Genomic DNA, 12,098 nt, shown 5'->3' with positions numbered 1-12,098 from the left:
AATCGTGGGTAAAATTGTAGCAATCGCCAACCAGAAAGGTGGGGTCGGCAAAACAACAACGTGCATTAACTTAGCGGCTTCGATGGCGGCAACAAAGCGCAAGGTTTTGGTGATCGATCTCGACCCGCAAGGCAATGCTACGATGGCCAGTGGCGTGGATAAGTATATGGTCGACGCCACCGCATACGATCTTTTGGTTGAAGATACACCGTTCGATCAAGTCGTTTGTACCCAAACAACAGGGAAGTATGATTTGATCGCGGCGAACGGAGACGTGACCGCGGCAGAAATCAAATTGATGGAAGTTTTCGCTCGTGAAGTGCGTCTAAAAAATGCATTGTCGTCAGTTCGCGATAACTATGATTTCATCTTTATTGATTGTCCTCCCTCTCTAAACCTTCTTACAATCAATGCGATGGCGGCAGCTGACTCTGTGCTGGTGCCGATGCAATGTGAATACTTTGCGTTAGAAGGTTTAACTGCTCTTATGGATACAATCAGCAAGTTAGCGGCTGTTGTGAATGAAAACCTAAAAATCGAAGGTTTATTGCGTACCATGTACGACCCACGCAACCGCTTATCGAATGAAGTATCCGATCAACTTAAAAAACACTTTGGGAATAAAGTTTACCGTACTGTCATTCCACGTAATGTTCGTTTGGCTGAAGCGCCAAGTCACGGTAAGCCTGCAATGTACTACGATAAGTACTCCGCAGGTGCCAAAGCGTATCTTGCTCTAGCGGGCGAAATGCTCCGCCGCGAAGAAATCCCAGTTTAACTCTAACCTAAGGAATTCAATCCCATGTCTAAGCGTGGTCTCGGAAAAGGACTGGATGCGTTATTGTCGACCAGTTCGTTTGCTCGTGAAAAACAGCATATTGCATCGCATAGCCAAGAATTATCGGCAGACGGTGAGTTAACCGATTTAGCGATTGGTCAATTGCAGCCGGGCGTATACCAACCGCGTAAAGATATGGCGCCTGAAGCGCTAGAAGAACTAGCGGCTTCGATTCAATCACAAGGCATTATTCAACCAATCGTGGTTCGCCAGGTCGAAAATGGTCAGTTTGAGATCATCGCAGGTGAGCGCCGCTGGCGTGCTGCAAGGCAGGCGGGTTTAAAGCGCGTGCCGTGTTTGGTGAAAAAAGTTGAAGATCGTGCCGCCATCGCCATGGCGTTGATTGAAAACATTCAACGTGAAGACTTGAATGTGATTGAGGAAGCCCAAGCGCTTGAGCGTCTACAAGATGAATTCACGCTGACACATCAGCAAGTGGCCGATGTGATTGGTAAATCAAGAACGACGGTGAGTAACCTATTACGTCTGAATCAGTTGGAAGTTGATGTAAAAGGTCTGGTTGCAGATAAAAAATTGGAAATGGGGCATGCTCGAGCTCTGTTAGCGTTAGAAGGCGAACAGCAAGTCGAAGTAGCTCAACAAGTGGCTAAGAAGCAAATGACTGTTCGCCAAACCGAACAGTTAGTAAAAAAGTGCTTAGCCCCACAAAATGAGCAAAAAGGGCAACAAGAGGATACCGAAGCCGAGCAAATGTCGCATAAATTGAGTCAGCTGCTTGATGCAAAAGTTTCTCTTACCCGTTCTGCAAACGGAAAAGCGAAATTGACGATAAGTCTTGATGAGCCTCACAAATTGGACCAACTAATTGCCAAGCTTGAGGCCTAGATGAGATAATTGATTTAGGTCAATTAATCTAATTAATCGAATTTTGTGCGAAAGTTGTCGTTTTGTAAACAAAACTGTAAGTTTTTGATGCAATCGAATTGCTTTACGTTGAACTGAACGTATAATTTTCGCCAATTTCCCAGCACAGAGAGTTAAGTGCGAAGTGGATATTACTAGAGGTACGAATACATGGTAGCTGCGTTAGCTAGACCAGGACGAGAGCTCGCAAGGCAATTGTTAATGATCCAGTCTGGCGCGGTTATTTTTGTGGCAGCAGGAATGGCGGTAGCCATAAATCCTGACTGGGGATTTTCAGCGCTGATTGGCGGAGGCATTTTTGTTGTTGCCAATGCAGTATTCGCGCTGTGTGCTTTCATGTTTAGTGGAGCTCGCGCTGCCAAGCGCATCGCTGCTTCCTTCTATACGGGTGAAGTACTGAAAATTCTCATCACGGTTGCACTGTTCTATGTTGCCTACATGTATATGCAGGTGGAACTTGTTCCCCTCAAACTAACCTATTTGCTGGTACTAGGTATTAATATCTGTGCACCAGTGCTATTCATTAACAACAAAAAATAGGATGAGTTATGGCTGCGCCAGGTGAAGCGCTAACATCGTCCGGTTACATTGCCCACCACCTTTCTAACCTATCGCTATACAAGTTGGGTTTAGTAGGGTCGGAGACAAGTTTCTGGAACGTACATATCGATAGCCTGTTTTTTTCTTGGTTTACTGGTTTAATTTTCCTCGGAATTTTTTACAAAGTAGCAAAGAGAACAACAGCGGGTGTACCGGGTAAGCTTCAGTGTGCTGTAGAAATGATCGTTGAATTTGTCGCCGATAACGTCAAAGACACGTTCCATGGACGCAACCCACTGATCGCGCCTTTAGCACTGACTATCTTTTGTTGGGTATTTTTGATGAACGTGATGGACTTAGTTCCTATCGACTTCTTACCATACCCAGCAGAGCATTGGCTAGGTATTCCTTACCTTAAGGTTGTACCGTCTGCTGATGTGAATATCACCATGGCTATGGCTCTAGGCGTTTTTGCATTGATGATTTACTACAGCATCAAAGTAAAAGGTCTAGGTGGATTCGCAAAAGAACTTGCACTACATCCATTCAATCACCCACTGATGATTCCGTTTAACCTACTAATTGAAGTGGTATCGCTATTAGCGAAACCTCTATCACTTGGTATGCGTCTATTCGGTAACATGTTCGCGGGTGAGGTTGTATTCATTCTTTGTGCGGCAATGCTACCATGGTACTTACAATGGATGGGTTCACTACCGTGGGCAATCTTCCATATCTTGGTTATTACGATTCAAGCCTTCGTATTCATGATGTTGACAATTGTTTACCTGTCAATGGCACACGAAGATCCTGATCATTAATTTTTTTAAAGCTTTTTATTTGGGCACTAAGCCAACAACTATAAATTGGAGATAGTAATGGAAACTTTACTGAGCTTTTCTGCAATCGCCGTAGGTATTATCGTCGGTCTTGCTTCTCTTGGTACAGCGATTGGTTTCGCACTGCTAGGTGGTAAATTCCTAGAAGGTGCTGCACGTCAACCAGAAATGGCTCCTATGCTACAAGTTAAGATGTTCATCATCGCGGGTCTACTTGATGCGGTTCCAATGATCGGTATCGTAATCGCGCTACTATTCACTTTCGCAAACCCATTCGTTGGTCAACTAGGTTAATCACCTTTAACTCGGGACGGGCGATTATCGCTTGTCACTGATTAACACTAAGTCCAAATAGAGGGGTAGCTGTTGTGAACATAAACGCAACTCTGCTAGGTCAAGCAATCTCGTTCGCACTATTTGTGTGGTTCTGCATGAAGTATGTATGGCCACCATTGATGCAAGCGATCGAAGAGCGTCAGAAGAAAATTGCTGATGGTCTTCAAGCAGCAGAACGTGCTGCGAAAGACTTGGATCTAGCACAAGCCAACGCTTCTGATCAATTGAAAGAAGCGAAGCGCACAGCAACTGAGATCATCGAACAAGCGAACAAGCGTAAGTCTCAAATTCTTGATGAAGCTCGCGAGGAAGCTCAGGCAGAACGCCAGAAAATCCTAGCGCAAGCAGAAGCAGAACTTGAAGCTGAACGCAATCGTGCACGCGATGAGCTGCGCAAACAAGTTGCTACTCTGGCTGTAGCTGGTGCTGAGAAAATCCTTGAGCGTTCTATCGATAAAGATGCGCAAAAAGATATTCTCGACAACATTACTGCAAAACTTTAAGTCTGGGGGCGCATATGTCTGATTTGACTACTATCGCACGCCCCTATGCTAAAGCAGCCTTCGACTTTGCTTTAGAGAAAGACCAGTTGGACCAATGGGGCCAAATGTTATCTTTTGCTGCTGAAGTGGCCAAAAACGAACAAATGAACGAACTACTAACGGGTTCGGTTTCTGCTGAAAAAATGGCAGAAATTTTTGTTGCAGTTTGCGGCGAACAAGTTGATGCGCACGGTCAAAACCTTTTGAAGGTAATGGCTGAGAATGGTCGTTTAGCGGCCCTTCCTGATGTTTGCACGGAGTTTTTTACTCTGAAAAAAGAACATGAGAAAGAAATTGATGTTGAAGTAATTTCAGCAACAGAGCTTTCTGATGAACAACTTGCAAACATTGGCAGCAAACTTGAAAAGCGTCTTGAACGCAAAGTGAAGCTGAATTGCAGTGTAGATGAGACCCTACTTGGTGGGGTTATTATTCGAGCCGGAGACCTAGTCATCGATGACTCAGCGCGTGGTCGTTTGAACCGCCTGAGCGATGCATTGCAGTCTTAATGGGGATTGGAGCATGCAACTTAATTCCACGGAAATTAGCGATCTGATCAAACAACGTATCGAATCTTTCGAAGTTGTTAGTGAAGCTCGCAACGAGGGTACTATCGTATCGGTAAGCGATGGTATCATCCGCATCCACGGCCTAGCGGACGTGATGCAAGGTGAAATGATTGAATTACCGGGTGGCCGTTATGCACTGGCACTTAACCTTGAGCGTGACTCGGTTGGTGCGGTTGTAATGGGCCCATATGCTGACCTTAAGGAAGGCATGAAAGTTACAGGTACTGGCCGCATTCTTGAAGTGCCAGTTGGTCCAGAACTACTAGGCCGCGTAGTAAATACGCTGGGTGAGCCTATCGATGGTAAAGGTCCAATCGAAGCGAAAATGACTTCGCCTGTAGAAGTGATCGCACCAGGTGTAATCGACCGTAAATCGGTAGACCAACCTGTGCAAACTGGTTATAAGTCAGTTGACTCAATGATCCCAATCGGTCGCGGTCAGCGTGAGCTTATCATCGGTGACCGTCAGATTGGTAAAACAGCACTGGCGATCGACGCGATCATCAACCAGAAAGACTCTGGTATTTTCTCTATCTACGTAGCAATCGGTCAGAAAGCATCGACTATCGCTAACGTTGTTCGCAAACTAGAAGAGCACGGCGCACTACAAAACACTATCGTTGTAGTTGCATCAGCTTCTGAATCTGCAGCGCTTCAATACCTAGCGCCTTACGCAGGTTGTGCGATGGGTGAATACTTCCGCGATCGCGGTGAAGACGCACTGATTGTTTACGATGATCTATCTAAGCAAGCGGTAGCTTACCGTCAGATCTCTCTACTACTTAAACGTCCACCAGGCCGTGAGGCATTCCCAGGTGACGTATTCTACTTACACTCGCGTCTACTAGAGCGTGCAGCTCGTGTAAACGAAGAGTACGTAGAGCGTTTCACTAACGGTGAAGTGAAAGGTAAGACTGGTTCTTTGACTGCTCTTCCTATCATCGAAACTCAAGCAGGTGACGTTTCAGCATTCGTACCGACTAACGTAATCTCGATTACCGATGGTCAGATCTTCCTACAAACTGAGCTATTCAACGCTGGTGTTCGTCCTGCTGTTGACCCTGGTATCTCAGTATCTCGTGTAGGTGGTTCAGCTCAGACGAAAATCATCAAGAAACTATCAGGTGGTATCCGTACAGCACTAGCTGCATACCGTGAACTAGCGGCATTTGCTCAGTTCTCTTCTGACCTTGATGACGCAACGAAGAAACAGCTAGACCATGGTCAAAAAGTTACAGAACTAATGAAGCAGAAGCAGTACGCTCCAATGTCTGTATTTGACCAAGCTCTAACTATCTTCGCGGCAGAGCGCGGTTACCTTGATGATGTAGAACTTAACAAAGTTCTAGATTTCGAGGCGGCTCTACTATCGTACGCTCGCGGTCAATACGCTGAACTAGCAGCTGAGATCGACAAGTCTGGCGCTTACAACGATGAAATCGAAGCTCAGTTGAAGAAACTGACTGACGACTTCAAAGCAACCCAAACTTGGTAATTAGGTCGGTGGCAGTTTCTGCCACCAACTAACGGAGAGTAACGATGGCCGGCGCAAAAGAGATACGTAATAAAATCGGTAGTGTTAAAAGCACTCAGAAAATTACGAAAGCGATGGAAATGGTAGCAGCTTCAAAAATGCGTCGTTCTCAAGATGCAATGGAAGCTTCTCGTCCATACGCTGAAACAATGCGTAAAGTGATCGGTCATGTGGCTAACGCAAACCTAGAGTACCGTCATCCGTACCTAGAAGAGCGTGAAGCTAAACGTGTTGGTTACATCATCGTTTCGACAGACCGTGGTCTGTGTGGTGGTTTGAACATTAACGTGTTCAAAAAAGCCGTTACAGACATGCAAGCATGGAGAGAGAAAGGTGCTGAGATTGAGCTAGCCGTTGTTGGCTCAAAAGCAACAGCTTTCTTTAAACATGGTGGCGCAAAAGTTGCGGCACAGGTTTCTGGTCTTGGAGATAATCCAAGCCTACAAGACCTAATCGGCTCTGTTGGCGTAATGCTGAAGAAATACGATGAAGGTGAACTGGACCGTCTATATGTAGTATTCAACAAGTTTGTTAATACTATGGTTCAGCAACCAACGATCGATCAATTGCTACCTTTGCCTAAATCGGACAGCGAAGAGATGCAGCGTGAGCATTCATGGGACTACATCTATGAGCCTGAACCAAAACCTCTACTGGATACGCTATTAGTGCGTTACGTAGAGTCTCAGGTATACCAAGGTGTGGTTGAGAACCTTGCTTGTGAGCAAGCGGCTCGAATGATTGCGATGAAGGCTGCAACGGATAACGCAACCAGTTTGATTGACGATTTGGAACTTGTGTACAACAAAGCCCGTCAGGCTGCGATTACACAAGAACTATCAGAAATCGTTGGTGGTGCAGCTGCGGTTTAAGCTTAGGTAAAACGAAATAGTTTAGAGGATTAACGATGGCTACAGGTAAGATCGTACAGATCATCGGTGCGGTAGTCGACGTAGAGTTCCCACAGAGCAATGTACCTAGTGTATATGACGCTCTAAACGTAACGGACTCAAAAGAGCGTCTAGTTCTTGAAGTTCAACAACAGCTAGGCGGTGGCGTAGTTCGTTGTATCGTAATGGGTAGCTCTGATGGTTTACGTCGTGGAGTTGAAGTGGTTAACACTGGCGCTCCAATTTCAGTACCAGTAGGTACTAAAACTCTAGGTCGTATCATGAACGTCCTAGGTGACGCGATTGACGAGCGTGGTGAAGTGGGTGCGGAAGAGGTTTACTCTATCCACCGTAGTGCACCAAGCTACGAAGAGCAATCAAACGAAATTGCACTTCTAGAAACGGGCGTTAAAGTAATCGACCTAATTTGTCCATTCGCTAAGGGTGGTAAAATCGGTCTATTCGGTGGTGCAGGTGTAGGTAAGACCGTTAACATGATGGAACTTATCAACAACATCGCACTACAGCACTCAGGTCTATCAGTATTTGCTGGTGTTGGTGAGCGTACTCGTGAAGGTAACGATTTCTACTACGAGATGCAGGAAGCGGGCGTTGTAAACGTTGAGAAGCCTGAAGAATCAAAAGTAGCGATGGTTTACGGTCAGATGAACGAGCCACCAGGTAACCGTCTACGTGTTGCACTGACTGGTCTAACAATGGCAGAGCGTTTCCGTGACGAAGGTCGTGACGTACTACTGTTCATTGATAACATCTACCGTTACACACTTGCAGGTACAGAGGTATCAGCACTACTAGGTCGTATGCCTTCTGCGGTAGGTTACCAGCCAACTCTTGCAGAAGAGATGGGTGTACTTCAGGAGCGTATCACGTCAACGAAATCAGGTTCTATCACGTCTGTACAGGCGGTATACGTACCTGCGGATGACTTGACTGACCCGTCTCCAGCAACAACGTTCGCGCACTTGGATGCAACGGTTGTACTTAACCGTAACATCGCTGCAATGGGTCTATACCCTGCGATCGACCCGCTAGATTCAACATCTCGTATGCTTGATCCACTAGTCGTTGGTCAAGATCACTACGAAGTTGCTCGTGGTGTTCAGCAGACTCTTCAGCGCTACAAAGAGCTGAAAGATATCATTGCTATCCTAGGTATGGACGAGCTATCTGAAGAAGATAAGCAAGTTGTATCTCGTGCACGTAAGATTGAGCGTTTCCTAACTCAGCCTTACCACGTAGCAGAAGTATTTACAGGTGACCCTGGTATTTACGTACCTCTAAAAGAGACTCTACGTGGCTTTAAAGGTCTACTAGCTGGTGAATACGACGACATTCCTGAGCAGGCATTTATGTACTGCGGTAGCATCGACGATGCTATTGAGAATGCGAAGAAGCTATAAGGCTAACTAGGAGGCGATATGGCAGCAATAACCTTTCACCTAGACGTAGTAAGCGCTGAGAAGAAAATCTTCTCTGGTCGTGTTGAAACGTTTCAGGTGACCGGTAGCGAAGGTGAACTTGGTATTTTCCATGGTCACACACCGCTGCTGACCGCTATCAAGCCTGGTATGGTGCGTATTGTGAAACAGCACGGCCACGAAGAAATTATTTATGTTTCTGGTGGTATGGTAGAGATTCAGCCTGGTACAGCGACTGTACTAGCTGATACAGCTATCCGTGGTGAAGAGCTAGACGCAGCGAAGGCAGAAGAAGCCAAACGCCGCGCTGAGGAGCAAATCCAGAATCAGCATGGTGACATGGACTTCGCACAAGCGGCCAGTGAACTGGCTAAAGCCATTGCTCAGCTACGAGTTATCGAGCTGACAAAAAAGCGTCGCTAAGCTCAATTAGCAACGTTGCATGAAAAAAGGCGGCCAATTGGTCGCCTTTTTGATTAATTTTAGTTGGAAATTTACATCCCACCATTAACTAATCCTTCCAAGGTGTTTAAAATAACGCCCAATTAAAATAGAACGTCAATAGGTTATTAATGAAATTCAGTGCTGTGATCCTTGCAGCGGGTAAAGGTACCCGTATGCATTCGAACATGCCTAAAGTGCTACACACTTTGGCAGGCAAGCCAATGGCAAAACATGTTATCGATACATGTACAGGTCTTGGCGCACAAAACATCCACTTAGTATATGGTCACGGTGGTGATCAAATGCAAACCACTCTTGCAGAAGAGCCTGTAAATTGGGTGCTTCAAGCGGAGCAGTTAGGGACAGGTCATGCGGTTGATCAAGCGTCTCCGAAGTTTGAAGACGATGAAAAAGTACTGGTGCTTTACGGTGATGTTCCACTGATTTCAGCTGAAACGATTGAAAACCTATTAGATGCACAGCCAACAGGCGGTATTGCACTACTAACAGTGATTCTAGATAACCCGACAGGCTACGGTCGTATTATCCGTAAGAATGGTCCTGTTGTGGCGATCGTTGAGCAAAAAGATGCAACAGAAGAACAAAAACAAATTAAAGAGATCAACACTGGCGTGATGGTTGCGACTGGTGGGGATCTTAAGCGTTGGTTGTCTGGCTTAAACAACAACAACGCACAAGGCGAATACTACCTAACTGACGTTATTGCAGCTGCACACGATGAAGGTCGTGCCGTTGAGGCAGTACACCCAGTCAATGCCATTGAGGTGGAAGGGGTCAATGACCGCGCACAGCTTGCTCGTCTAGAGCGTGCTTTCCAGTCAATGCAAGCTCAGAAGCTGCTAGAGCAAGGTGTCATGCTACGCGATCCAGCACGCTTTGATTTGCGTGGAGAGTTACAGTGCGGTATGGACTGTGAAATCGACGTGAATGTTATCGTCGAAGGTAAAGTTTCACTGGGTGATAACGTGGTTATCGGTGCGGGTTGTGTACTGAAAGATTGTGAAATCGACGACAACACCATCGTTCGCCCTTACAGTGTGATTGAAGGTGCAACGGTTGGTGAAGAATGTACGGTTGGTCCATTTACTCGCCTTCGTCCTGGTGCTGAAATGCGTAACGATTCCCATGTGGGTAACTTCGTTGAAGTGAAAAATGCGCGCATCGGAGAAGGTTCAAAAGCGAACCACCTAACTTACTTAGGTGATGCAGAGATCGGTCAACGTACTAACATCGGCGCAGGTACTATCACTTGTAACTACGATGGTGCGAACAAGTTTAAAACCATCATCGGTAATGATGTATTTGTTGGTTCTGATAGCCAGCTGGTGGCGCCTGTCACTATCGCTGATGGCGCAACCATCGGTGCAGGCACGACACTAACAAAAGATGTTGAAGAAGGTGAGTTAGTAATTACTCGCGTCAAAGAGCGCAAAATTACTGGCTGGCAGCGTCCCGTAAAACAGAAATAAGCATTACCTGCACTCTGTCGCTATATTGTCAAAGCCGCTCAACAAGAGCGGCTTTGTTGTTTCTAGCTAAGGCTTCATCGCTAGTAGCTAGGAATGGCAATACGTTTTTCGAGCCAACGAACGGCTTGAGATACAAATAGGATGAGCAACAAGTACTCCAAAACGAGGAAGGTATAAATCTCTAAGGGTAAGTACTCATTCACCACCAGCTCATTAGCACGGCGAGTGAGATCGCTTAAACCAATCACGCTGACTAAAGAACTCATCTTGAGAATGTAGACAAATTGATTGCCCAGTGGAGGGAGGATTTGTCGAAATGCTTGGGGAAGAATTACCAAGCGCATCTTTTGCCAATAGCTTAAGCCCAAAGATTCAGCCGCTTCATGTTGGCCACGGCTGATAGCTTGTATCCCACCGCGAAACACTTCCGCCATAAACGCACTCTCAGCGATAGTCAGTGCAATAACACCCGCCCAAAAGTGATTGAGTGAGACATCCAATAGTGTAGGCATGCCGTAATACACCCAAAGTAGTAAGACTAAAACTGGCACTGAACGGATCACCTCGACATAAATACGGTTTATCCACTTCAGAGAGGCTGAGTCCGACAGAGCGGGTAACGCAACGATCAGACCCAAGCTCATCGCAAATAACATACTGAGGAGTGATACCTGAATGGTGTCGTTAAACCCAGCGATTAAAAACTTTAGATTGGTGAGCCCTTGATCCGTCGAAGGGTCAAGTACATACCAGCCCCATTGATAATCTGAACAACCAGTGAGTAATAGCAGTGAAAACAGCCATAGAGTTCGAAACGTCACATTTACTCCCTGAATTAACTAAAAAACTTCCTTTGTTGCTGCTATGTTATCAGTAGAGCTCTAATAAAGGTTAATTATTAAACCGTATAAGGTCATTATTTTTAAGGGAATAAAAATGAGAAAGATTTTACTAGTGCTAGGAATGTGTTTGCTTGCTGCGACTCAAGTCGCTCACGCTGAAAGCCGTCTTCAATCCATTTTAGACAATGGCGTACTCCGAGTTGGAACGACGGGAGATTGGAATCCGATGACGATGAAAGACCCTGCGACAAACAGTTATCGTGGCTTCGATATTGATGTAACAACAGAGCTTGCTAAAGATCTTGGTGTAAAAGTGGAGTATGTGCCCACGGATTGGAAGACGCTAGTTAATGGCATTACCGCCAACAAATACGATATTACTGGCAGCGCATCTCTGAACATGTCGCGCGCGAAAGTAGCTGGATACAGCCAGCCGTATTTCTACCTTGCCTTTGTACCTGTGGTGCAAAAGAAAGATCTCGCCAAATTCTCTGATTGGGCGGATTTTAATAAACCAGAAGTAAAAGTCGCGGCGACGTTAGGTACGGTACAAGAAAAAATGGTGAAAGAATTCTTCCCGTCTGCTCAACATATTGTTATTGAAGCGCCAGCGCGCGACTTCCAAGAACTACTAGCTCGCAGGGCCGATGTATCGGTGACGTCCAATGTGGAAGCAGCGACGTTAGTGGACAAGTTTAAACAGTTGGCGATAGTGCCAGTGACCGCACCGCGTAAACCAACCCCAATTGCTATGTTGTTGCCGCAAGACGATCAAGTATGGATTAATTACATCAATCACTGGGTAGAGTTGAAAAAGACTCAAGGCTTTTTTAAGCAGACTGCCAAGAAGTGGGGGTTGAAAAGCTTATAAACAGAAAGAGCCGCATTGCGCGGCTCTTTTTATTATCTG

The 12,098-nt window shown here is 45.8% G+C and carries 14 protein-coding genes; 13 read left to right on the top strand and 1 reads right to left on the bottom strand.

Annotated features, from left to right (window positions below):
- The first annotated feature begins 4 nt into the window (after positions 1-4).
- From R8N49_RS18370 to glmU, 12 genes are all read left to right on the top strand, one after another.
- Positions 5-778, top strand: coding sequence for a ParA family protein (locus tag R8N49_RS18370; RefSeq protein WP_005383838.1), 774 nt, complete (start codon positions 5-7; stop codon positions 776-778).
- A gap of 24 nt (positions 779-802) precedes the next feature.
- Entirely contained in the window at positions 803-1,684 is an 882-nt protein-coding gene (locus tag R8N49_RS18365; protein WP_005383840.1) for a ParB/RepB/Spo0J family partition protein, read from the top strand.
- Positions 1,685-1,873: 189 nt separating this feature from the next.
- Positions 1,874-2,263, top strand: a complete 390-nt coding sequence (locus R8N49_RS18360; RefSeq protein ID WP_005378921.1) for a F0F1 ATP synthase subunit I — start codon at positions 1,874-1,876, stop codon at positions 2,261-2,263.
- Positions 2,264-2,271: 8 nt separating this feature from the next.
- Positions 2,272-3,084, top strand: a complete 813-nt coding sequence (gene atpB / locus R8N49_RS18355; protein WP_005378922.1) for a F0F1 ATP synthase subunit A — start codon at positions 2,272-2,274, stop codon at positions 3,082-3,084.
- Between the two features lie 57 nt (positions 3,085-3,141).
- The gene (gene atpE, locus R8N49_RS18350) at positions 3,142-3,396 is read left to right on the top strand and encodes a F0F1 ATP synthase subunit C (RefSeq protein WP_002540812.1); all 255 of its coding nucleotides are present in this window, start codon (positions 3,142-3,144) and stop codon (positions 3,394-3,396) included.
- A 74-nt stretch (positions 3,397-3,470) separates the two neighbouring features.
- Positions 3,471-3,941: a F0F1 ATP synthase subunit B gene (gene atpF, locus R8N49_RS18345; RefSeq protein ID WP_005378929.1), complete on the top strand. Its 471-nt coding sequence runs from the start codon at positions 3,471-3,473 to the stop codon at positions 3,939-3,941.
- 14 nt (positions 3,942-3,955) lie between these two features.
- Entirely contained in the window at positions 3,956-4,489 is a 534-nt protein-coding gene (atpH, locus tag R8N49_RS18340) for a F0F1 ATP synthase subunit delta (protein WP_186584576.1), read from the top strand.
- Between the two features lie 13 nt (positions 4,490-4,502).
- Positions 4,503-6,044 (top strand): F0F1 ATP synthase subunit alpha, encoded by a 1,542-nt coding sequence (gene atpA / locus R8N49_RS18335; RefSeq protein WP_005378931.1) that lies wholly within the window; start codon positions 4,503-4,505, stop codon positions 6,042-6,044.
- A 44-nt stretch (positions 6,045-6,088) separates the two neighbouring features.
- Entirely contained in the window at positions 6,089-6,955 is an 867-nt protein-coding gene (atpG, locus tag R8N49_RS18330) for a F0F1 ATP synthase subunit gamma (protein ID WP_005378932.1), read from the top strand.
- 35 nt (positions 6,956-6,990) lie between these two features.
- Entirely contained in the window at positions 6,991-8,394 is a 1,404-nt protein-coding gene (atpD, locus tag R8N49_RS18325) for a F0F1 ATP synthase subunit beta (RefSeq protein ID WP_005383849.1), read from the top strand.
- A gap of 18 nt (positions 8,395-8,412) precedes the next feature.
- Positions 8,413-8,835 carry a F0F1 ATP synthase subunit epsilon gene (locus tag R8N49_RS18320; protein WP_005378937.1) on the top strand — a complete coding sequence of 141 codons (423 nt, stop codon included), beginning with the start codon at positions 8,413-8,415 and terminating at the stop codon, positions 8,833-8,835.
- Positions 8,836-8,984: 149 nt separating this feature from the next.
- Positions 8,985-10,346 (top strand): bifunctional UDP-N-acetylglucosamine diphosphorylase/glucosamine-1-phosphate N-acetyltransferase GlmU, encoded by a 1,362-nt coding sequence (gene glmU, locus R8N49_RS18315; protein ID WP_132937263.1) that lies wholly within the window; start codon positions 8,985-8,987, stop codon positions 10,344-10,346.
- A gap of 80 nt (positions 10,347-10,426) precedes the next feature.
- Here glmU and R8N49_RS18310 read toward each other — a convergent pair whose 3' ends face one another.
- A complete protein-coding gene (locus R8N49_RS18310; RefSeq protein ID WP_005383852.1) occupies positions 10,427-11,167 on the bottom strand; it encodes an amino acid ABC transporter permease in 741 nt (246 codons plus the stop codon).
- Between the two features lie 115 nt (positions 11,168-11,282).
- On the opposite strand from R8N49_RS18310, the gene R8N49_RS18305 reads away from it, so the two are divergent.
- Positions 11,283-12,059, top strand: a complete 777-nt coding sequence (locus R8N49_RS18305) for a transporter substrate-binding domain-containing protein (RefSeq protein WP_005378944.1) — start codon at positions 11,283-11,285, stop codon at positions 12,057-12,059.
- The last annotated feature ends 39 nt before the right edge of the window (positions 12,060-12,098 follow it).

This window comes from Vibrio sp. 1978, from assembly GCF_033344345.1.
This window is presented reverse-complemented; position numbering and strand designations above follow the sequence as displayed.